The organism is Spongiibacter sp. IMCC21906 (genome assembly GCF_001010805.1).
Lineage (GTDB): Bacteria > Pseudomonadota > Gammaproteobacteria > Pseudomonadales > Spongiibacteraceae > Spongiibacter.
On sequence record NZ_CP011477.1, the window covers coordinates 742,164 to 762,471 of the forward strand.

At 51.2% G+C, this 20,308-nt stretch carries 22 protein-coding genes and 1 pseudogene; 18 read left to right on the plus strand and 5 right to left on the minus strand.

Annotated elements, in window-relative coordinates; translation table 11 throughout:
• Window positions 1-35: 35 nt before the first annotated feature.
• Window positions 36-473 (minus strand): Rap1a/Tai family immunity protein, encoded by a 438-nt coding sequence (locus IMCC21906_RS03390; protein ID WP_047010994.1) that lies wholly within the window; start codon window positions 471-473, stop codon window positions 36-38.
• 198 nt (window positions 474-671) lie between these two features.
• On the opposite strand from IMCC21906_RS03390, the gene IMCC21906_RS03395 reads away from it, so the two are divergent.
• Window positions 672-1,391 carry a response regulator gene (locus IMCC21906_RS03395; protein WP_047010995.1) on the plus strand — a complete coding sequence of 240 codons (720 nt, stop codon included), beginning with the start codon at window positions 672-674 and terminating at the stop codon, window positions 1,389-1,391.
• A complete protein-coding gene (locus IMCC21906_RS03400) occupies window positions 1,388-2,782 on the plus strand; it encodes an ATP-binding protein (protein WP_197085941.1) in 1,395 nt (464 codons plus the stop codon). Before IMCC21906_RS03395 ends, IMCC21906_RS03400 begins: the two co-directional genes overlap by 4 nt.
• A gap of 156 nt (window positions 2,783-2,938) precedes the next feature.
• Here the strand turns inward: IMCC21906_RS03400 and ettA are convergent, their stop codons facing one another.
• Together ettA and IMCC21906_RS17045 are read right to left on the minus strand one after the other, a co-directional pair.
• Window positions 2,939-4,600 (minus strand): energy-dependent translational throttle protein EttA, encoded by a 1,662-nt coding sequence (gene ettA, locus IMCC21906_RS03405; RefSeq protein WP_047010996.1) that lies wholly within the window; start codon window positions 4,598-4,600, stop codon window positions 2,939-2,941.
• A 136-nt stretch (window positions 4,601-4,736) separates the two neighbouring features.
• Window positions 4,737-4,964, minus strand: a pseudogene (locus IMCC21906_RS17045) (tyrosine-type recombinase/integrase); the annotation flags it as partial.
• Window positions 4,965-5,333: 369 nt separating this feature from the next.
• Here IMCC21906_RS17045 and IMCC21906_RS03410 point away from each other — a divergent pair.
• From IMCC21906_RS03410 to IMCC21906_RS03425, 3 genes are all read left to right on the plus strand, one after another.
• A complete protein-coding gene (locus tag IMCC21906_RS03410; RefSeq protein ID WP_047010997.1) occupies window positions 5,334-6,050 on the plus strand; it encodes a hypothetical protein in 717 nt (238 codons plus the stop codon).
• A 556-nt stretch (window positions 6,051-6,606) separates the two neighbouring features.
• Window positions 6,607-7,686: a hypothetical protein gene (locus IMCC21906_RS03420; protein WP_156165977.1), complete on the plus strand. Its 1,080-nt coding sequence runs from the start codon at window positions 6,607-6,609 to the stop codon at window positions 7,684-7,686.
• A gap of 46 nt (window positions 7,687-7,732) precedes the next feature.
• The gene (locus IMCC21906_RS03425; RefSeq protein ID WP_197085943.1) at window positions 7,733-8,260 is read left to right on the plus strand and encodes a transposase; all 528 of its coding nucleotides are present in this window, start codon (window positions 7,733-7,735) and stop codon (window positions 8,258-8,260) included.
• Here the strand turns inward: IMCC21906_RS03425 and IMCC21906_RS16585 are convergent.
• Together IMCC21906_RS16585 and IMCC21906_RS03430 are read right to left on the minus strand one after the other, a co-directional pair.
• Window positions 8,194-8,466: a type II toxin-antitoxin system mRNA interferase toxin, RelE/StbE family gene (locus IMCC21906_RS16585; RefSeq protein WP_082117337.1), complete on the minus strand. Its 273-nt coding sequence runs from the start codon at window positions 8,464-8,466 to the stop codon at window positions 8,194-8,196. The genes IMCC21906_RS03425 and IMCC21906_RS16585 overlap by 67 nt on opposite strands.
• The gene (locus IMCC21906_RS03430; protein ID WP_047011000.1) at window positions 8,459-8,737 is read right to left on the minus strand and encodes a type II toxin-antitoxin system RelB/DinJ family antitoxin; all 279 of its coding nucleotides are present in this window, start codon (window positions 8,735-8,737) and stop codon (window positions 8,459-8,461) included. The genes IMCC21906_RS16585 and IMCC21906_RS03430 overlap by 8 nt, the downstream gene beginning before the upstream one ends.
• A 144-nt stretch (window positions 8,738-8,881) precedes the next feature.
• Here IMCC21906_RS03430 and IMCC21906_RS03435 point away from each other — a divergent pair, with 144 nt between their 5' ends.
• From IMCC21906_RS03435 to IMCC21906_RS03495, 13 genes are all read left to right on the plus strand, one after another.
• Window positions 8,882-9,256 (plus strand): hypothetical protein, encoded by a 375-nt coding sequence (locus IMCC21906_RS03435; protein WP_052763345.1) that lies wholly within the window; start codon window positions 8,882-8,884, stop codon window positions 9,254-9,256.
• 656 nt (window positions 9,257-9,912) lie between these two features.
• Window positions 9,913-11,175 (plus strand): serine hydroxymethyltransferase, encoded by a 1,263-nt coding sequence (gene glyA, locus IMCC21906_RS03440; protein ID WP_047011002.1) that lies wholly within the window; start codon window positions 9,913-9,915, stop codon window positions 11,173-11,175.
• A gap of 110 nt (window positions 11,176-11,285) precedes the next feature.
• The gene (gene nrdR, locus IMCC21906_RS03445) at window positions 11,286-11,765 is read left to right on the plus strand and encodes a transcriptional regulator NrdR (protein WP_047011003.1); all 480 of its coding nucleotides are present in this window, start codon (window positions 11,286-11,288) and stop codon (window positions 11,763-11,765) included.
• Complete coding sequence (ribD, locus tag IMCC21906_RS03450; protein ID WP_047011004.1) at window positions 11,762-12,886, plus strand: bifunctional diaminohydroxyphosphoribosylaminopyrimidine deaminase/5-amino-6-(5-phosphoribosylamino)uracil reductase RibD; 1,125 nt, start codon at window positions 11,762-11,764, stop codon at window positions 12,884-12,886. Before nrdR ends, ribD begins: the two co-directional genes overlap by 4 nt.
• Window positions 12,887-12,894: 8 nt before the next feature.
• A complete protein-coding gene (locus tag IMCC21906_RS03455; protein ID WP_047011005.1) occupies window positions 12,895-13,548 on the plus strand; it encodes a riboflavin synthase in 654 nt (217 codons plus the stop codon).
• 9 nt (window positions 13,549-13,557) lie between these two features.
• Window positions 13,558-14,694: a bifunctional 3,4-dihydroxy-2-butanone-4-phosphate synthase/GTP cyclohydrolase II gene (ribBA, locus tag IMCC21906_RS03460; RefSeq protein ID WP_047011006.1), complete on the plus strand. Its 1,137-nt coding sequence runs from the start codon at window positions 13,558-13,560 to the stop codon at window positions 14,692-14,694.
• 58 nt (window positions 14,695-14,752) lie between these two features.
• Complete coding sequence (ribE, locus tag IMCC21906_RS03465; protein ID WP_047011007.1) at window positions 14,753-15,214, plus strand: 6,7-dimethyl-8-ribityllumazine synthase; 462 nt, start codon at window positions 14,753-14,755, stop codon at window positions 15,212-15,214.
• Between the two features lie 58 nt (window positions 15,215-15,272).
• Window positions 15,273-15,743, plus strand: a complete 471-nt coding sequence (gene nusB, locus IMCC21906_RS03470; RefSeq protein WP_082117338.1) for a transcription antitermination factor NusB — start codon at window positions 15,273-15,275, stop codon at window positions 15,741-15,743.
• Between the two features lie 15 nt (window positions 15,744-15,758).
• The gene (gene thiL, locus IMCC21906_RS03475; protein WP_047011008.1) at window positions 15,759-16,736 is read left to right on the plus strand and encodes a thiamine-phosphate kinase; all 978 of its coding nucleotides are present in this window, start codon (window positions 15,759-15,761) and stop codon (window positions 16,734-16,736) included.
• Between the two features lie 9 nt (window positions 16,737-16,745).
• Entirely contained in the window at window positions 16,746-17,222 is a 477-nt protein-coding gene (locus IMCC21906_RS03480; RefSeq protein ID WP_047011009.1) for a phosphatidylglycerophosphatase A, read from the plus strand.
• 214 nt (window positions 17,223-17,436) lie between these two features.
• Window positions 17,437-18,636: a formate-dependent phosphoribosylglycinamide formyltransferase gene (gene purT / locus IMCC21906_RS03485; RefSeq protein WP_047011010.1), complete on the plus strand. Its 1,200-nt coding sequence runs from the start codon at window positions 17,437-17,439 to the stop codon at window positions 18,634-18,636.
• A gap of 86 nt (window positions 18,637-18,722) precedes the next feature.
• Window positions 18,723-19,094, plus strand: a complete 372-nt coding sequence (locus IMCC21906_RS03490; RefSeq protein WP_047011011.1) for a cytochrome b562 — start codon at window positions 18,723-18,725, stop codon at window positions 19,092-19,094.
• Window positions 19,095-19,204: 110 nt separating this feature from the next.
• Complete coding sequence (locus tag IMCC21906_RS03495; protein ID WP_047011012.1) at window positions 19,205-19,966, plus strand: sulfite exporter TauE/SafE family protein; 762 nt, start codon at window positions 19,205-19,207, stop codon at window positions 19,964-19,966.
• The last annotated feature ends 342 nt before the right edge of the window (window positions 19,967-20,308 follow it).

The window sequence follows — 20,308 nt, forward strand, 5'->3', positions numbered from 1 at the left end:
GTCGAGCGTAAAACAAGTGCTCTGTTATTCTGGTGTTAACAGGGGTAGTGGCTTTTCAGAACTTGTTGCATCAGCGACGTGGCTGCGCCGCGGTAGGCGTCCCCAGCTTCCTGCACAATACGCTGCGCCAACTCTCTGGAGTCGGTGTTGTTGGGAAGACAATACCTGGCATTTTTAAGCGCCGCTATTCCTGGTGATACGCTCGACCCGCGGGTAGCCATTGCTTGCTCAGTGAATGTCATCTCAGCCTTGTCAGTGATACGAACAGCAGGACTGGCACTCACATAGCCATTAATGTAAGCGTCACAAGCCGACTTTTCAGCGCTGCTTTCAAGTTGCAAACCTTTTTCACAAATTAAATGTAACTGGGCACCGCTCATTATTTCAAGGGCCTGACTGTGTTGTGTCATGGCAAAAGTTGTCAAAAATGTAATGAGCAATGGGGAGTTAAGTGCCGATTTTATATTTTTCATAAGCCTATCCGCTGCCAAGTTCCTCAATAAATTTACTTTGGCACTGCATTTGTGAAATGTATTGTCAGATTTGTAAAAAAGTGTGTGATGGTGTGCGAAGGTGTTGCGCGCGTGAATTTGCGTGAGAAGTCTTGGAATTTAGTTTGAAATTTGTAGAGACTATGGCGGGATTTACTTTTTTGTAGTGGTGGGAGTTCTGTGAGCAACGACAATAAATCATGCATTTTGCTTGTTGATGACAACGAAGATATTTTGCAATTAGTGTCAGGCTTGCTGATAGCCGAAGGCTTCTCTGTTGTCACTGCGACTCAGGGCGAGCAAATGTACGCCCGGCTATCCCAGTCCCGGCCAGATCTGATTTTGCTTGATGTGATGTTGCCGGGTCAGGATGGTTTTGTACTGTGTCGTCAGCTTCTGGCGGACCCAGGAATGCCGCCGGTAATCATGCTTAGCGCAAAAGATGAAGAAATTGATCGGGTTGTCGGTTTAGAACTGGGGGCTGACGACTATGTGGTAAAGCCCTTCGGTCGTCGGGAACTGGTTGCGAGAATTAAAGCCGTTTTACGTCGTGTCGGCCAGCAATCACATCAGCGAGCCAGTGGCGACTATTGCTTTAGCGGATGGCGCTTTAAGCCGACAAGAATGGAGTTACTGGATCCGGAGGGGACCTTGATCCCGCTGTCTTCCAGTGAAAATGAGCTGCTGCTGGTCTTTGTCCAAAACCCCCGGCTTCCCATGTCTAGGGACCGGCTGCTGGCACTGACCAAGGGGCGAAACAGTACGGCTTTTGATCGCAGTATCGACTCCCACATCAGTCGATTGAGACGCAAATTGTGTGAAGACGCCAAACACCCCGAGATTATCAAAACCGCATGGGGCTCGGGTTATTTGTTTACCCCCTCAGTAGAAGTTCTGTGATCGTTCTCCCCGAGAGTCTCAAGGCCCGCAGCCTTCTTATGCTGTCCTTGATCTTTGTGCTATCCCACGGTTTAAGTATTTTTATTTATGAGAGTAATCGGGAGCGATCAATTCTGCTAACCGAGGCCGCGGATTTGGCGGCAAGAATCAGCGGTATTGTGGATTTGGCGTTTGGTTTTGCCCCCAATGTGAGGCAGGGTATTTTAGACGCTGCTCAAACCCAGTTCATTGTCACTTCGCCCGATATCGTGCCGTTGAACACATTCGATTGTCTTGATAATGATTTTGCGGGGGAGGTTAAGACAAGAATTGAAAACGCTTTTGCGCATCATCCAGATTATCGTGTTGAAGTGTGTGTGATGAGTTTTGACAGCCCGGCCTTGTTGGTTGGGCTTGGTTCTGAAAATACGCGGGACCTGTTGGTAAACATCCAATTTCCAGATGGCGAGACGGCGTCGTTCCGCGCCACGCTGCCGTTGCCCAATTCCTTGTACGGCGAAGCTATTTTGCTTTATTTAATCGTGGTGACGATTGCTGCGGTGCTGCTTGCCTGGTTCTTGATTCTGAGGCTGATCGAACCGATTCATCTTTTGGGCAAGGCGGCTGAAGATATCGGTAGCAACCTCAAAGTCCCACCTCTGCCAGAAACCGGGCCCCGGGAACTGAGAGTGACCTCGGCGGCGTTTAATGTGATGCAGAGTCGCTTGCAGCGACTGATGCAAAGTCAGACTGAAATGGTGGCGGCAATCTCTCACGATCTCAAATCCGCCATTACAAGGTTGCAGTTGCGCGCAGAAATGCTGGCCGATGAACATGAGCGTCAGGGGATGGAGCGGGTGGTGGCCGACATTCAGAAAATGGTCGCCTCAATTGTCACGTTTGTGCGGGGAGGCGCTAGTCGTGAGCCGCTTCAAAAAACTAATTTAAGCTATCTTATTGAGAGTGTTGCGGAGGATTTTCGCGATGAGGGCAAGGCGGTTAAAGATGATGTTGAAGACGGCATACAGCTGCTATGTCAGCCCAGCGAGTTGCGGCGGGCTATTCACAATCTGCTTGAAAATTCGCTGATCTATGCCGGTTCAGTAGAGATTTCGCTAACAAAAAAAGACGGTAACGTGATTATCGCAGTGCAGGATAATGGTCCGGGTATTCCAGAGGCACATTTGAAAAATGTTCTGCGCCCCTTTTTTCGCTGTGAGCCTTCACGAAGTGATTCGACTGGCGGTCAAGGGCTGGGTTTGGCCATTGTTAACAGTGTGGCCCAGTTTCATGCTGGCAGTCTTGAATTGAAAAATCGCTCTTCAGGGGGGCTGTTGGCGGAGCTGCGATTGCCCCTTAAAGTTTCACCAAACTCTCAACATCGCGCCAAAAAAATTGACCCGCTAGCTTGAGCATTTTCCTCAAGGGCTGCCTATTCGGTGAGTCGAGTCAGTTGAAAAGCGATGGCGTTAAATTAATCAGAGGTGCCTTAACTGCACAAAAAACATGGGAATAAAAATGAGCTGCAGAACATATGCTCTGCAGCTCATCTCATAACGGTATAAAAATTATTTAAGTTTCTTGTACTTCATTCTTTGCGGTCCGGCGTTTTTGCCTTTGCGCTGCACAAAATCCTCGTGATATTCCGTGTAGTTGCCTTCAAAGAACACCACTTCGCTGTCACCTTCGTAGGCGAGGATATGGGTGGCGATACGGTCGAGAAACCAGCGATCGTGAGAGATCACCATGGCGCAGCCGGGGAAGTCCAACATGGCATCTTCCAGCGCCCGTAGGGTTTCTACATCCAAATCGTTTGAGGGTTCATCCAGCAGCAACACATTGCCGCCTTCTTTTAGCGTGCAGGCCAGTTGCAACCGGCCGCGCTCACCACCAGACAGTTCGCCAACCCGTTTTTGCTGGTCGCTGCCTTTAAAGTTAAAGCGGCCAAGATAAGCCCGAGAGGGAATTTCGTAACCGCCAATTTGCAATATATCTCTGCCGTCAGATACGGCTTCCCATACGGTTTGCTTGTCATCCAATGCATCGCGCATCTGTTCAACAGAGACCAATTTAACGGTGTCGCCAATATCAATGTTGCCGCTGTCGGGTTGCTCTTTGCCGGTGATCATTCTGAACAGGGTAGATTTACCCGCACCGTTACCGCCGACAATACCGACGATGGCGCCCTTGGGAATAGAGAAGCTCAGATCGCTAATCAGCAGGCGGTCGCCGTAGCTTTTATTGAGATTGTTTACCTCAATCACTTTGTCACCAAGCCGGGGGCCGGGCGGAATATAAATTTCGTTGGTTTCGCTGCGGCTTTGAAATTCTTGAGACTGCATTTCTTCAAAGCGTGCCAGCCGTGCCTTACTTTTGCTTTGGCGACCTTTGGCATTACTACGTACCCATTCCAGCTCGGTAGAAATGGCTTTTTTGCGGGAGGCTTCTGACTTGGCTTCTTGTGCTAGTCGGGCTTCTTTAGCTTCAAGCCAGTCGGAGTAATTGCCTTCGTAGGGAATGCCACGGCCCCGGTCCAGCTCCAAAATCCAGCCAGCGGCATTGTCCAGAAAGTAGCGGTCGTGGGTAATGGCGACCACAGTGCCGGGGAAGTCACAAAGAAAGCGTTCCAGCCAGGCCACCGAGTCGGCGTCCAAATGGTTGGTGGGCTCGTCCAGCAGCAACATGTCGGGGGCAGATAACAGCAGGCGGCAGAGGGCAACCCGGCGGCGCTCACCACCAGACAGCTTGCTGACGTCGGCGTCCCAGGGTGGCAGGCGCAGCGCATCGGCAGCCACCTCCAATTTGTGATCAAGGTTGTGGGCGTCGGTGGCCTGAATAATATCTTCTAACTCTGCTTGGCGCTTTGCCAGTGCGTCAAAGTCAGCGTCTTCCTCTGCGTAGGCAGAATAGACTTTGTCCAATTCGGCCAAAGCGTTTTTGGCATCGGCAACGCCATCTTCGACATTGCCGCGTACGTCTTTTTCTGGGTCTAGCTGAGGCTCTTGTGACAGGTAACCGATATTAATGCCGGGCTGGGGACGGGCTTCGCCGTTAAATTCGCTGTCGATCCCGGCCATAATCCGCAACAGGGTGGATTTGCCCGAGCCGTTTAAACCCAATACACCGATTTTGGCGCCGGGGAAAAAAGACAAGGAAATATCGCTGAGGATTTCGCGCTTGGGGGGCACAACCTTGCCCACGCGATTCATGGTATAGACGAACTGCGCCATCGTGACTCCTGGGTGGTGAAAAAATGCCAATTATAGCAGGGTAATTTTGCAGCGAACGGTAGCGAATTCCACCAGAGAGTGCAATGTCGCCGCCGCGGTTTAGGGCCGTTCAGCCGCAATGATCCATCGATCTGGGCTAAAGATCGTGCAGAGGGCTGATAACCGCTCGCCCACCGCGTTTTATTACATGGGTGTAAATCTTTGTGGTGCGAACATCACTATGACCGAGTTGCTCCTGAACGGTGCGGATGTCGGAACCTCTTTCCAGCAGATGTGTGGCAAAACTGTGACGAAGCGAGTGGCAGGAAGCCGGTTTGGCAATATCGGACGCTATCACCGCTCGCCTCGCCACCCAGTGTTGAGGGGTGTACCTTTTTGTGAAAACGGATAAAGTAAAGAATCCAATAAATGTAGGTTTCCTCGGTGCGCTTGCTGTCAATGCCGCGCCCGCAAGTGATTGCGAATGGATTGGATAAAAGCAGAGGTCATGGCACACTCCTTGTGCTGTAGTGGTTTTATACCGTGTTAGCCGGTTCTGCCGTTTCTGCAAGGATAGGTGTCACATTGATGTTTTTGGCCGGGTGACTGGGGCAGATCAAGAAAGGAATTCGATGAATAAACAAAGGGATAGCCAATGAATTTAAAAAAACCTTCCGTGGATACATGTCAGGTTGACGTGCTTAAACACGTCATTTTGATGTTGAATTAGCTGTTATGTTTTCAAGGAGGTTAAATGCCAGTTCCAGACACAGTAATTGAAAAAATTAGAAGTGGTGCAAAAGACGCGTGGCCTGAAGACAAGGAGATGCAAACCTATACAGTCAAGGAAGAGCTTGATGCGTACAGAAATTTCGTGGCTCTAGATTATTCAGGTGTTTCTGATGAAGAAAAAGAGTCGTTAATCCAAGAAGCCAAGGAAAGTTTTGACAGCTGGGAAGAGCGTTTTTCTTCAATTCAAGACGAACTAGAAGCAATCATAGGATTGAAAGAGCTTTCAAGCCGCAATCATGGGAGCGAATTATTTAGCCAATGGCTGCTGGAAGCTCAAGCAGAGAATGAAAATTATTTTCAGGGACAGCTCGAATATTTACAGAACAAGGTCTCAAGTTGTGAGGCTATCCAACGTACTCGAGCCGAAATTGATCCGCTGAAAAATATTTTGATCGATATCGAAAACATCATAGGTAGCGAATGTTACAACGGTAATATTCAAAATTACGGAAGCTGGGGCGAACTAGAAAGTGAAGGTCGCTCATTTCGTTATCCAGTCAAATTTTATGATGGTGAAAATGAATACAAACAAAAAACCGTGCCCCGAGACATACCCGCCGAACAGTTAATCAGTGGATATTACCCATTTGGTGCTAATGAGTTAAATATATATAGAGCACTACATAAGGTTCTTAAATATCTAGAGGCCGAGCATGGGCTTAAACTACCAAAAACATAACAAACGCATGTTGTCGGACTGGTTTTCCGCTGCGCTTCAAACCAGCCGCAAATACGGACGTTAGATTAAAGGAGCAGTGAGTAAGGAAGCAGCAAAGAGAGCTCTGGATATAATTAACAACTTGGGCGGTGCTGCTCAGGACTTTCGCGGAGGGTGGCTTACTATTCAGGCGTTTTCAAGCGAATTTGATCACTCCAATCAACGCCACTGCCTCATTGAAGCTATCGAGTCGTCTGTTAGAGCAAGGATCGGGGTCATATATGGTCCGCCCGATGTACAAAACAAGTTGTTTTTGTTGAGGACAGAGATTTCGAGTATTACCTAGAAACCTTGTCAGAGTGGAAGGACATTCTGGGTATTGCGAAGTCGGGTTGTAAAGAATGAAAATAAATCTGTGCCCTTTTTGCATATAGGCAGAAAGCCCCTTGTCAAAGTCTCCGGTGCAGGCATTCCAAACGTGTTTTATGTTCCGGTGGTATTGAGCATTAGCCCTTGCGTCAGTTTACATAATCGAATTATCGAGACATAATCGTCGAGACTAAACGGATTAGAGATATTGGATGTCTTTATTGTTTGGTTTTCAGTGTTAGCAGGCACTGAGTCAAATATGCATCGACAGATTAGGGATAATTTCGTGCAGCACTATTCTTACCTTCGTTTGTTCTCTCTGTTAACTGCGATTATTTTATTTATAGCCGGTTGCGCGGTAGACCCAGAGAAGCAGCCGTGGCTGGCAGATTCGTTGGCTCACCCTGAGCGGGTGGAGCTAGATGAGTCTGATCTGGCGATAGACCGGGTAAGCTATGTCGCTCGCTACCTTTTACCGAGTGATGATAGAAGTAAGTTCATCAATAACCTTCTAGAGAAAAAGTCCGGGGGCTGCTCGAATTGCATATTTTCCTCAGGACTATTCGTTTCTAATAGCGCCAGCAGTGTCACCGGATCAGGTCTTGGAGTGGGGCTGATGGCTCTCGATATGGGTCTGTCCGTTATTAACTTTTTTGCTGACGGCTCGCTAGATAGAGTTAGCGGTTTTGTTATGCCAAAGGAGTTTAATGGCGTAGCGATATCCTCTACCGAGCAAGCCCAAAGTCTGGCCGCAAGTTATTCCGAGGCCAAGCTGATCTCAGCCGCCGAAGGGATTGGTTACAGTATCTCCTGCGTTTACGGATGTGACGGTATGCGTCGCATTTATCGCCTCATTTCGGTCAATCCATCCAAGCAGGCCCATTACATCTACAAACCTGACGATATTGCCGTTCTAGCAATTTTCGGCGAAATGAAGGAAGTTGCCAATCCCAGCGAAATTGATATAGCAGTCTATGGATTTGAGCCAAAGTTCACGACCACTCCAGGCAATCAATGGTTTTTTTCTTTCGGCGGAGATCCTGTGCTTGACGAGACGGGCCAAATCAATATTTCAATTGGCGAAAATGGCGCGAGCTTTCAAATGAGGAAGGGGCTTGAGGGCACTAAAATTCACCGAGATTTCCTCAAGAATATCTATAGTGACTCATACTCTTTCTATGGCAATTCCGATGACTACCCCAGCGTAATCGCTTACGAGGGCATCCTCTATTCATACATAGTTGATAGCAGCAATGGCTTTGTCAAATATAGGCTTGTTGAGAGGTAGGAATAAAAGGAACAGATTTGTTTTTTGTAATTAAAAGGAGGCAAGGATGCCCCGTCGAGCGAGAGTTATTGTGCCAGGGCTGCCGCAGCATATTGTGCAGCGCGGCCACAATCGGCAAGTTGTTTTTGTTGAGGACAGAGATTTCGAGTATTACCTAGAAGCCTTGTCAGAGTGGAAGGATATTCTGGGTATTGAGGTATTCAGTTACTGCCTGATGACAAATCATGTGCACCTTGTTGTGGGTGCGCCAGAGGAGTTGGCAGCGATCCCGCAGTTAATGAAGCGGCTGGCTGGACGACAGACGCGCTACGTAAACAAGATAGAGCGTCGGTCGGGTTCGTTGTGGGATGGTCGTTATAAAGTTAGTCCCATAGATACTGACGCCTATTTGTTGTGGTGTTGCCGCTATGTTGAGCGGAATCCAGTAAAGGCGGGGATGGTGAAGAAGGCGGAGGACTATGCTTGGTCTAGTGCTCGGGCGCGTTTTACATACAGCCTGGTGGCGTGCTATCCGAACAACTCACTATGCGTTCCAATTCTTGCAAGTTTTAAGGAGTTGGAATCAATTTTATAAATTAAAACCAGATCTGGTTTAACGTGACAATCTCGATAGTTTTGCCAGTCACCAGATAGAGAGTGGTCAACGTATTTTTCGGGCAAGGTTTCACCAAGCTGGAGTTGTTTTATCACGTGACCAACTTCAACAATGTCGGGTATTGAAAGTTTTGCTATCTTCTTAAAGTCTTTTTTAAATTGCGTAGAATATTCAAGTTTAAGCATCTTTTAGCTTTTCGATGTTTAAATCACTAAATAGCGCCTCAACATCTTTAGCTGTGTTGGCCTTACCTGCTTCAATCTCGTCTATAGCTGCTGCGGTAAGCTTGTTAGGCTGTTTCACTTTAAGCTCAAAAGGTATTCCTCCATAATTTACTACCGCCTTTGCAAATAGTTTTATAGCTTGGGAGGGGCTAATGCCCATATCCTCGCACACGCTAGTGAAGGCTAACTTGGTATTACTGTCTATGCGTGTACTTAACATTTCAGTCTTCATAATGCCACCTATGGTATAGCAATGTATTACAATGTTTTCAAAAGTGTAGCAAATAGCATGTGGCGAGGCCATCAAATTCGTTCCGGCCGCAAAAAGGGCGGTTTCCCCCGAATAAAAGAATAAAAGGGGACAGATTTATTTTTGATGGATACTGACGCCTATTTGCTGTGCTGCTGCCGCTATGTTGAGCGGAATCCAGTAAAGGCGGGGATGGTGAAGAAGGCGGAGGACTATGCTTGGTCTAGTGCTAGGGCGCGTTTGGAGGTGGAGCATTGTACTTGGCTGGACGAGCCGCCTACTTTTCTTGAATTGGGTAGTGACGAGGCGTCACAAGTTAAGGCGTATCGTAGGTTTTTGTCTGATACGTCAGTTTCTGCAGAAGATAAGGTGATTAGTGCTGCGATCCAAAGTAATCAGCTTACTGGTGGTGCTAAATTTATCGAAGAAATTGAGCGTCACACGGGTTTTAGGATTGAAGCGCGAGGCCGGGGTAGGCCGAAGTCGGGTTGTAATGAATGAAAATAAATATGTCCCCTTTTTGCTTCTATGACCCCCGATGTCGTTTTTCGGGATGGCAGGAATTTAGAGGCTAAAAGTACCGTTTGCTGTTACATATCTGCCACCCATCTCGTCATACCGGCCTCCGAGCCGGTATCCAGTAGACCACCGTGCGTGAAATGATTACGGCAATTAATTTAGTATTGTGTTGCTGGATCCCGGCTCGCTATCGCGTCCGGGATGACAGGGCAAGATCGGTGATTTTTATTGCTGGCATGGCTGCTCGCTATCGCGTCTGGGATGACAGGGTCTTTGTGTATTGTCTTAGCCCTTCGATGTGTCGAGGCTTTAGTGTCTTAGTCTCGAGCCTTTTAAAGACATAATGACAGTGGGTCATACGTGAATTAAAAATTAACCACTCCCCGTTCCATTCCCGCCCATCACCTTCCCTGCCGTTTATGTACGGGCATGCCGTAGGGTTATGCTCCGAAATTCTAATTGAAGCCACGTGTTGCGTCAGGGTCGGTTCCTTAGGTTTTGTGAGGCGCTGCATTGCATGAGCTTGGGGCGTATCCACTGTAGCGGCGGCGCTGAAATCGCGACAAAACGGTGCCGCATCCACGCATTTATTGTACAATGCGCGGCTTTTCAAGCCTGTATGCCTTGCGGGGGTAGTGATGTTTAGTAAAGAGATGACTGTAGCCGGATTCGACGACGAAATCTGGTCGGCAATTCAAGAGGAAGAAGTGCGTCAGGAAGAGCATATCGAGCTGATCGCTTCTGAAAACTATACCAGCCCGGCGGTAATGCAGGCGCAAGGTACCGTTCTGACCAACAAATACGCTGAGGGCTACCCCGGTAAGCGTTATTACGGTGGTTGTGAGTACGTTGATAAAGCCGAAAATCTGGCTATCGAGCGAGCTAAGAAGCTGTTTGGTGCCGACTACGCCAATGTGCAGCCCCACTCGGGTTCGCAGGCAAATGGGGCGGTTTATCAGGCGTTGGTGCTACCCGGTGAAACCGTGTTGGGTATGAGTCTGGATGCCGGTGGTCATTTAACCCACGGTGCCAAGCCTAACTTCTCTGGCAAAACCTATAACGCGGTTCAGTATGGTTTGAACAACGAGACTGGCTTGATCGACTACGATCAGGTGGAAGCCTTGGCTTTGGAGCACAAGCCCAAGATGATCGTGGCGGGTTTCTCTGCGTATTCGGGTATTGTTGATTGGGCCAAATTCCGGGAAATTGCCGACAAAGTGGGCGCTTACCTGATGGTGGATATGGCCCACGTGGCCGGTTTGGTTGCTGCGGGTGTTTACCCTAATCCGATGCCGTTTGCGGATGTTGTCACCACAACGACCCATAAGACATTGCGCGGTCCTCGCGGTGGTTTGATTCTGGCTAAGGCCAATGAAGCTATTGAGAAAAAGCTGAATTCGGCGGTATTCCCCGGTGGTCAGGGCGGCCCCTTGATGCATGTTATTGCAGCCAAGGCCGTGAGCTTTAAAGAAGCCATGAGCCCAGACTACGTGACCTATCAAAAACAAGTTGTGGCCAATGCCAAGGCGATGGCCAAGGCGTTTATCGACCGGGGCATTAACATTGTGTCTGGCGGTACCGAAAATCACCTGATGCTGGTGGATTTGATCGGTAAGTCGTACACCGGTAAAGATGCTGACGCGGCTTTGGGCGCGGCGAATATTACCGTTAACAAAAACGCGGTGCCTAACGACCCTCGCTCTCCGTTTATTACCAGCGGCCTGCGTGTGGGTACCCCAGCGGTGACCACGCGGGGCTTTAAAGAAGCCGAGTGCATCGAGCTGGCTGGCTGGATGTGCGATGTATTGGAAGCGCTGGAAGCGGGCGATGCCTCTGCCAAGATCGATGAAGTGAAAGGCAAGGTGCTGGAAATTTGTAAACGCTTTCCCGTTTACGGCTAAGCGAGCCCAAATAAATGCGCGGCAGGTGGTCATTCTGCCGCGCATTTTTGCTTTGGGCTGCGTAACGGCGTAAAACTGCAAGCTGCTAAAAACCGAAGAGGCTCAGTCACATGCGCTGCCCGTTCTGCAATTTTGATGACACTAAGGTAATCGATTCCCGGTTGGTCGCCGAAGGCGGTCAGGTTCGTCGGCGTCGGGAATGCCTGTCCTGCTCCGAGCGTTTTACCACCTACGAAAGCGCCGAGCTGTTAATGCCCAAAATCATTAAAACCGATGGTTCACGCGAACCGTTTAATGAAGAAAAAATGCGCTCCGGTCTGTTAAAAGCGCTGGAGAAACGCCCGGTCAGTGTCGAGCATATCGAGGCAGAAATTTCTGGTATCAAGCGCGCCCTGCAGGCGACCGGGGAGCGGGAAATTGCCAGCCGGAATCTGGGCGAGCTGGTAATGGAGGCCTTGCAGGCGCTGGATCACGTTGCCTATGTGCGCTTTGCGTCGGTGTATCGCAGTTTTCAGGATTTAGATGAATTCCGCGCTGAAATTGATCGTCTTTCCTCTGAACCCGGCTCTGCCAAACTCGATCAGGTATGAGCGCTTCCGCCTTTGATAGCCAAATGATGGCCAGAGCAATTCAGCTGGCCCGACGGGGCCGTTACGGCACCAGTCCTAATCCCTGTGTGGGTTGTGTCATCAGCCAAGGCGACAGCATTATTGCCGAGGGCTGGCATCAACGCGCGGGTCAGCCCCATGCAGAAGTCAATGCGCTTGCTACGCTCTCGGCAACGGCCGTTGCCGGTGCCACGGCCTACGTCACTCTGGAACCCTGTAGTCATTATGGTCGTACCGGACCCTGTGCCGATGCCTTGGTTGCGGCGGGTGTGGCGCGGGTGGTGGTGGCGATGGTCGACCCCAATCCGCTGGTTGCGGGGCAAGGCCTCGCTAAATTGACCGCGGCGGGTATCGACGTTGAAACGGGGGTGTTGATGCAGCAAGCATTAACGCTGAACCCCGGTTATATCCGCCGGATGCAGGGCGGCCTACCCTGGGTGCGAATGAAGTCGGCGATGAGCTTGGATGGCCGAACTGCTATGGCCTCTGGCGAGAGTTATTGGATTACCGGCCCGGAAGCGAGGGCGGATGTGCAGCGCTTGCGGGCAGAGAGCTGCGGGATAATCACCGGCGTGGACACGGTACTGGCAGATGATCCGGCCTTAACCGTACGTCCTGCCAGTTTTCAGGATGACAGCGCCGACCCGGTATGGCGCCAGCCTTTGCGGGTGGTGCTGGATAGTCAGCTGCGAACCCCGCCTCAAGCTAAACTCTTTAAAGAAGGCGGCGCTGTTTTAGTGATTACTGCCGAGGGTGGGGCAAGCACCGATAAAGCCCAGGCACTGCTTGAGGCTGGGGCCGAGTTGGCAACAGTGGCGATGGATGGCCAAGGCTTGGATTTAACCGCGGTGCTTACCTTGCTTAGTGAGCGGGGTTGCAATGAGCTAATGGTTGAAGCTGGGGCAACCGTCAGTGGGGCTTTTTTGCAGGCGAAGCTGGTTGATGAATGGTTTGTGTATATGGCACCAACGCTGATGGGTAGCGCTGGCAGACCGTTGATGGGCTGGCCAATGCAGGCCATGGCAGAGCGGCAGGATGTACAAATTGTGGATATACGGGCGGTGGGCCAAGACTGGCGTATTCACTGCCGCCCTGCGATTTAGGAGCGTGAATGTTCACCGGCATTGTTGAAACAGTGGGAGAAATTGCCGCGCTGTCGCCCAAAGACGGTGATGTGCGTTTGCGCGTTGCCAGTGGCGCATTGCCGCTGGAAAGCGTAAAACTGGGTGACAGTATTGCTTGCAACGGGGTTTGCTTGACCGTGGTGGCGCAGCTCGATGATGGCTTTTGGGCCGATGTATCCCGTGAGACACTGAGTCACAGCAGCTTTGCCAAGGCAAAGCTTGGCGACAAGCTTAATTTGGAGCGAGCGATGGCGGTGGGTAGCCGTTTTGATGGCCATATCGTCAGTGGCCACGTTGATGCGGTGGGAACCGTGCTCAGCGTGCAAAAAGATGCCCGTTCCATTCGCATTAAAATAGAGGCCCCGGCTGAGTTGAGTCGCTATATTGCCGTAAAAGGCTCGATTACGGTGGATGGGGTAAGTCTGACTGTGAATGCCCTTGAAGGACGGCAGTTTGACCTCAATATAGTACCTCACACCGCCGCCCAAACAACGATTGCTCAATACACCCCAGGGTGCGGGGTAAATCTGGAAGTGGATATTATCGCGCGCTATCTGGAGCGGCTGCTGCAAGCGGGCGAAGGCCCGGCATCCGGTGGGCTGAGCATGGCCAAACTTGCCGAGCACGGATTTTTAAAATAGAGGTTTTGTATGGCACTGAGCAAAATTGAAGACCTGATTCAGGATATCCGTCTGGGTAAGATGGTGATTCTGATGGACGATGAGGACCGGGAAAACGAAGGCGACCTCGTGATGGCGGCTGAGTGCTGTCGTCCCCAGGATATCAATTTTATGGCGATGCATGGGCGGGGTTTGATTTGCATGCCTATGACGCGGGAGCGCTGTGAGCAGCTGAAGCTGCCCTTGATGGTCGACCGCAATGCCTCCGGGTTTGGCACCAAGTTTACCTTGTCTATCGAAGCGGCCAAGGGCGTGAGTACCGGTATTTCTGCGGCAGATCGCGCTCATACCGTACGCACAGCGGCAGCTCGCAATGCCGTGGCGGCCGATATTGTTCAGCCAGGGCATATTTTTCCGTTGATGGCTGAGCCGGGTGGCGTTTTGAGCCGGGCCGGACACACCGAGGCGGCCTGTGATATGGCTCGCTTGGCGGGCTTTGAGTCTACCGGGGTGATCTGCGAGATCATGAACGAAGACGGCAGCATGGCGCGGATGGGGGATTTGGAAAAATTCGCCCAGCAACACGACCTGAAAATGGGCACCATCGCCGATCTTATCCATTACCAAGTGGTGAACGAGCAAACCATTGAGAAGGTCAGCAGCGGGCCGATCACCACCGATTTTGGCGATTTTACCCTGCATGCTTACAAAGACTCCGTGGCGGGTGAAATCCATTTTGCGATTCAAAAAGGGGACATCTGCGCCGAGCAGCCAACCTTGGCCCGCGTGCATTTGGGCAGCTCGGTGCGAGATTTATTGCAGACTCAGTCGCCGGGCACGACCGGTTGGAATATGAGCCGCTCGCTGGCGGCAATTGCCGAGCAGGGCGGTGTGGTGGTGTTACTGGCTCAGCGCGAGAAGCCGGAGGATATTTTGGCCGAGCTGGACATCGCGCGGGGTAATAAGTCGGCGTTACAGGGTGATAGCGCCCAGTATCAAAACACCTATTTTAATGTTGGCCTCGGTTCGCAGATATTGCGGGACGTGGGCGCCAGAAAGCTGCGCCTCATGGGCGCGCCAGTGAAGTATAATGCGATCTCGGGCTTTGATCTTGAGGTGGTAGAATTTGTCAGCCCCGATGGCGAAACGCTGGAGCCAGTGGCGTAACAAGGGTTTTGCTGGTTTACGCCGGTACCCGCTACAAAGATTGGATTAAGGAAATACGATGAAAACAATTGAAGGTAACTTCACCGCTGCCAGCGGTAAATTCGCCATTGTTGTGGGCCGCTGGAATAGCTTTGTGGTTGAGAGCCTGCTGGAAGGCGCACTGGATGCCTTGCGTCGCCACGGCGTCAGCGAAGACAGCATTACTATCGTTCGTGCCCCTGGCGCGTTTGAAATTCCATTGGTTTGCCAGAAAATCGCAGAGCAGAAACAATTTGATGCCATTATTGCGCTGGGCGCAGTGATTCGTGGCGGCACCCCCCACTTTGAATATGTGGCCGGGGAGTGCACCAAGGGCTTGTCCCAGGTGTCTATGCAGCACAGCGTGCCCGTCGCCTTTGGCGTTTTAACCGTCGACAGTATTGAGCAGGCGATTGAACGTGCCGGCACCAAGGCAGGCAATAAAGGTGAAGAAGCCGCCATGTCTGCGCTGGAAATGGTTAGCTTGCTAAACCAGCTTTAAGTGTCAGTCTGCCGCAGTGTGTTGCAGACCGGACCATTCTAATTTAAGAGATTTTATTGTGGCTAAACGTGTACCCACCACGCCCCAGCATTTGCTTGCGGCCCGTCGTCGCAAAGCGCGACATTATGCGCTGCAGGCCTTGTATCAGTGGCAAATTGCCGGTCAGGGCTTGAATGATATTGAGGCGCAATTCCTTACCGACTACGACATGACCAATGTCGACGTGGAGTTTTTTCACGATCTGGTTCACAACATTCCCGCGCAAGTTGCCGAGTTGCAAGAGCGCTTTGAAAAGCATCTGGACCGAGGCATTGATGAGCTTGATCCCATCGAGCTGAGCCTGCTGCGGATGGGCAGCTATGAGCTGCTGCGCCGCATTGATGTGCCGTATAAAGTCGCCATTAATGAAACCGTGAATTTGGCCAAGCGTTTTGGTGCCACCGATGGCTACCGCTATATTAATGGTGTGTTGGACAAGGTGGCCATGGAGTGTCGGGCTGTTGAAGTCGCCGCTGAAAAGCGCGCTTAGGCTGCCGCCTTCGGTATGCCGGTATCTGAGTTTGAGCTGATTGACCGCTATTTTCGTCATCGTTATCAGGGTGGCGATCAGAGCGCGAATTTACAGGACCAGCGTTTCCCGGTCGCCATTGGCGACGACTGTGCGGCATTGATACCGCCAGAGGGAGAGCAGTTGTTGATCTCTGTGGATACCCTTGTTGAGTCAGTGCATTTTCCCCGTCAATTTGATCCTGCTTATTTAGGGCGCCGAGCACTGGCGGTTTGTGTCAGTGATTTAGCCGCCTGTGGTGCCAAGCCGCTGGCGTATACCCTTGCGTTAACCTTGCCGGTTGTAGAAGAGGCATGGCTGGCGGCGTTTTCCCAGTCGCTGCATACCGCCGCCGATGAATTTGGCATTAGCCTGATTGGTGGCGATACCACCCGTGGTCCCCTTAGTCTCAGTATTCAAGTGATGGGCTCGGCACCGCCGGGGCAGGCCTTGCTTCGCAGTGGTGCGCAAGCGGGGGATGATATTTATGTCTCTGGCGCCTTGGGCGATGCCGCTGCTGCCTTGGCATGTTTGGATCTTCGCGCCCCAAGCGAGCATCAACAACAGTTGTTAAATCGCTACCGCGCACCGTCGCCACGGTTGCAACTGGGCATGGCGCTGCGTGGCATTGCCAGCGCAGCTGCCGATGTGTCCGATGGTTTGGCGGCAGATTTGGGCCATATCCTCAAGGCCAGTGGGGTAGCGGCAACGCTGCAACTTAAGGCCTTGCCTTTGTCTGAGGCATTGCTTGCTGAGGCTGGAGTCAAGGCTGTGGATTACGCCTTGGGTGGCGGCGATGACTACGAGCTGTGTTTTACGGCGCCAGTGATGTACCGAGATGAGATTGCAGCCCTATCGGCAGACTTGCAGCTGCCGCTAACTCGAATAGGCTCGGTGGCAGAGGGGCGCGGTTTGCGCTGCCTCGACAGCCAAGGTGCGGTGTATCCGCTGCCCGCTGGCTACCAACATTTTTAAGGATGCTCAATGAGTAAAGACATTCCCGTTGCTTTGTTAAAAAACCCGACCCATCTTCTTTCCCTGGGGTTTGGCAGCGGTTTGGCGCCAAAAGCGCCGGGTACTTTTGGTACTTTAGCGGCACTGCCTATCTGGTGCGCCATGCATTTTTTAGCCACCCCTACGTATATTGTGGTGTTGGTGGTCGCTTTTGCGGTGGGAATTTATCTCTGCGGCGAAACCGCAAAAGCGCTGGGTGTGCATGATCACGGCGGCATTGTGTGGGATGAATTTGTCGGCCTGTGGATCGCCTTATTTCTAGCGCCCTTTGAGATTCTCTGGGTGGCTCTGGGCTTTGCCCTGTTTCGTCTGTTTGATATTTGGAAGCCGTGGCCCATTCGGGTATTAGACGCCAAAGTGCACGGTGGTTTGGGAATTATGATCGACGATGTACTGGCCGGGTTTTACGCCTTTGTGGTGTTGCAGCTGATTTATGTCTGGGTGTAAAGCTGTGCTCCTTGTCTGCCCCGGTGTTATTTCCGCCCCGAGGTAAGCGTTACGCGAGTCATGTGAGTTCTTGAGCAAGCGCTACGTGAGTCTGTCAGTCCTCGAACAAGCTTTGTGTGAGTCATTCCCGCCTCCGAGCGGGAATCCAGATTGAACGCCTCCGACAGATACGGATACAGGCTTTTTAATATTTTTAGCAGCTAGAGGTAACGAAATGGTTTCAATTGGTACTCCGTTTTCAGACACCGCGTGTCGTGTGTTGCTGTGTGGTGCTGGTGAGTTGGGCAAAGAGGTGGTGATTGAATTACAGCGCCTGGGTTGCGAAGTGATTGCCTGCGACCGCTATGAACATGCACCGGCGATGCAGGTTGCCGACAGAAGCCACAGCTTTTCTATGCTTGATGGTGCCGAATTGCGCCGTGTGATTGAGCTGGAACAGCCGCATTTTATTGTTCCAGAAATAGAAGCGATTGCCACCGATGTATTGGTCGACCTTGAATCCGAAGGTTTTAACGTGGTGCCGTCGGCCCGTGCTGCGCGGCTGACCATGAACAGAGAAGGTATTCGGCGCCTGGCGGCAGAAGAGCTGGAGCTGCCTACATCGCCTTATATTTTTGCAGACTCCTTTGACGAGTTTGAAAAAGCCGTCGCGACGATTGGTTTGCCCTGTGTGATCAAGCCGATTATGAGCAGCTCTGGCAAAGGTCAAAGCTTGCTGCGGGATATGGCCGATTTACAAAAGGTTTGGGATTACGCTCAGGAAGGTGGCCGTGCTGGCGCGGGCAAAATCATTGTTGAAGGTTTTATTGAATTTGACTATGAAATTACCCTGTTAACGATTCGTCATCGCGGTCCCAGCGGCGATGATACCGCCACCAGTTTCTGCGCCCCCATTGGTCATTTGCAAAAAGATGGCGACTATCAAGAATCCTGGCAGCCGCAGCCTATGTCTGAACTGGCCTTGCAGCGGGCAAAAGACGCGGCAGAAAAAGTCACGTCGGCCCTTAGCGGCTGGGGCTTGTTTGGTGTGGAGTTTTTTATCAAAGGCGATGACGTTTATTTCAGCGAAGTCTCGCCGCGTCCTCACGATACCGGCTTGGTGACGCTTATTTCGCAAGACCTGTCTGAGTTTGCGTTACATGCGCGGGCCATTTTGGGTTTGCCGATTCCTAATATTGTTTTGCACGGCCCTTCAGCATCGTCGGTATTGCTGGTTGAAGGCGATAGTCGCAAGGTGACCTTTAGTGGCTTGCAGCAGGTGTTGGCTGACCCGGATACGCAGCTGCGTCTGTTTGGCAAACCGGAAGTCACTGGCAAACGCCGCATGGGTGTGGCGCTGGCTCGGGCAGAAAGTGTTGACGCGGCCCGTCACAAAGCGGCGGCGGCGGCCAGCAAAATTAATGTCAGTCTGTAATGGAAATAGACTTTTGCCATTCGTCTGTTTGAACATTAGTCTACATTTTTGATCAATAGCCTGATTGCCACTGTTAAGGAAGAACGATGAAAAAATACTCGTTAGTTGCCAGCCTTGTTGCCGCATTAATGCTCTCGGCCTGTGGAGAAAGTGAACTGCATTCTGCAATGGAAGGCATGGGCGGTTCATACAAAGCCATGAAAGAAGCGAAGTCGTTGGCGCCGATCAAAGAAGAGCTGGAAGTGTTTAAATCGAATTTTGAGGTGGCTCGGCAACAGCAGCTGCCCCCTGAAGACCAGTCGACCTTTGACGAAGGCATGGAAAAAATTGATGGCTTGGTAACGAAGCTCGATGCAGCGGTAAAGCTGGGTGATCTGGTTAAAGCCCAAGCGTTGCTGGCGGAATTGCGCGAGGTGAATAAGGAATATCACAAAAAACTTGAGGTGAAAAAACACTAATCACAGTTAGTGTGAGCAGCACTTAAGTGCTGGGCGTGTCTGTGCGCCCGGCACTGGCCGCACTTATCAATATTAAAGGCGTATAATGGCTTCCTGCTAAGGATCTGTTTATGCCGCTTTTAGATCAATTCCTGCTTTTTATTATTTCGCTAGTTGCCAATATCCTGTCGTCGATGGCGGGTGGCGGCGCTGGTTTGCTGCAGTTACCCGCCCTTATTTTTTTAGGTCTGCCGTTAAGCGTGGCCTTGGCCACGCACAAAATTGCCACGGTGGCTTTAGGCGTGGGTGCTACGCTCAAGCATGCTCGCGAGGGTAATACCGCGCTGGGTTTTTCCTTGCTGATGTTGGCGGCGGGTTTACCTGGGGTCGTGTTGGGCGCCAATACTATTTTGAATGTACCGCCACAGTTAGCCCAGTTCTTGCTGGGCATTCTTACGTTGGGCTTGGGCGTCTATTCATTTTTTAAAAAGCAGTTGGGGCAGCATCAACAGTTAACGCACCAGAATGTATCCGGTTTTGTCCTCGGGGCGCTTGGCCTGTTTTTGTTGGGAGTACTCAATGGCTCCCTCACGTCTGGTACTGGGCTTTTTGTCACTTTGTGGTTAGTGCTCTGGTTTGGCTACGATTTTAAACGCGCTACCGCCTACACCATGATTTTAGTGGGCTTGTTTTGGAATGGCACGGGGGCTTTGACGCTGGCACTGCAGACCCAAGTGAAATGGCAGTGGCTTCCTGCTTTGCTGTTAGGCTCTTTGCTTGGGGGGTATCTGGGTGCTCATCTGGCGATTAAGTACAGCAACCCGGTGATTAAACGGGTGTTTGAGGCGGTGACGATTGCGGTGGGGCTGGCGCTGATTGTTAAGAGTGTTTAGTGACTGCCATCGGTCATGACGTCGCGCTTAACAATCAGTGGAAACGTGATTGGAATACGGTGACAGGCATTCTCTCATTGTTGATCGATCGCTGTGGGACGGGTCCGTTTTTATTATTAAAGGCATTCGCGTTGCTCACCTGGATCCCCGGTCGATGCCGGGGATGACGAAGAGCTAACGACGTATGCTGCTCGGTGCCGGAGATGACGAAGAGCTAACGACGTATGCTGCTTGGTGTCGGGGATGACGAAGAATTAACGACGTATGCTGCTTGGCGTCGGGGATGGCGAAGAATTAACGATGTAGGCTGCTTGGTGTCGGGGATGGCGAAGAATTAACGAT

Bases quoted from the DNA above. Each gene is read 5' to 3' on its own strand.
- IMCC21906_RS03435 (WP_052763345.1), top strand. From the start codon at position 8,882: ATGGATACTGACGCCTATTTGCTGTGCTGCTGCCGCTATGTTGAGCGG.
- IMCC21906_RS03455 (WP_047011005.1), top strand. From the start codon at position 12,895: ATGTTCACCGGCATTGTTGAAACAGTGGGAGAAATTGCCGCGCTGTCG.
- IMCC21906_RS03410 (WP_047010997.1), top strand. From the start codon at position 5,334: ATGCCAGTTCCAGACACAGTAATTGAAAAAATTAGAAGTGGTGCAAAA.
- ribE (WP_047011007.1), top strand. From the start codon at position 14,753: ATGAAAACAATTGAAGGTAACTTCACCGCTGCCAGCGGTAAATTCGCC.
- nrdR (WP_047011003.1), top strand. From the start codon at position 11,286: ATGCGCTGCCCGTTCTGCAATTTTGATGACACTAAGGTAATCGATTCC.
- purT (WP_047011010.1), top strand. From the start codon at position 17,437: ATGGTTTCAATTGGTACTCCGTTTTCAGACACCGCGTGTCGTGTGTTG.
- IMCC21906_RS03390 (WP_047010994.1), bottom strand. From the start codon at position 473: ATGAAAAATATAAAATCGGCACTTAACTCCCCATTGCTCATTACATTT.
- IMCC21906_RS03490 (WP_047011011.1), top strand. From the start codon at position 18,723: ATGAAAAAATACTCGTTAGTTGCCAGCCTTGTTGCCGCATTAATGCTC.
- ribD (WP_047011004.1), top strand. From the start codon at position 11,762: ATGAGCGCTTCCGCCTTTGATAGCCAAATGATGGCCAGAGCAATTCAG.
- IMCC21906_RS03495 (WP_047011012.1), top strand. From the start codon at position 19,205: ATGCCGCTTTTAGATCAATTCCTGCTTTTTATTATTTCGCTAGTTGCC.
- glyA (WP_047011002.1), top strand. From the start codon at position 9,913: ATGTTTAGTAAAGAGATGACTGTAGCCGGATTCGACGACGAAATCTGG.
- IMCC21906_RS03425 (WP_197085943.1), top strand. From the start codon at position 7,733: ATGCCCCGTCGAGCGAGAGTTATTGTGCCAGGGCTGCCGCAGCATATT.
- IMCC21906_RS03430 (WP_047011000.1), bottom strand. From the start codon at position 8,737: ATGAAGACTGAAATGTTAAGTACACGCATAGACAGTAATACCAAGTTA.
- ribBA (WP_047011006.1), top strand. From the start codon at position 13,558: ATGGCACTGAGCAAAATTGAAGACCTGATTCAGGATATCCGTCTGGGT.
- IMCC21906_RS16585 (WP_082117337.1), bottom strand. From the start codon at position 8,466: ATGCTTAAACTTGAATATTCTACGCAATTTAAAAAAGACTTTAAGAAG.
- ettA (WP_047010996.1), bottom strand. From the start codon at position 4,600: ATGGCGCAGTTCGTCTATACCATGAATCGCGTGGGCAAGGTTGTGCCC.
- thiL (WP_047011008.1), top strand. From the start codon at position 15,759: ATGCCGGTATCTGAGTTTGAGCTGATTGACCGCTATTTTCGTCATCGT.
- IMCC21906_RS03480 (WP_047011009.1), top strand. From the start codon at position 16,746: ATGAGTAAAGACATTCCCGTTGCTTTGTTAAAAAACCCGACCCATCTT.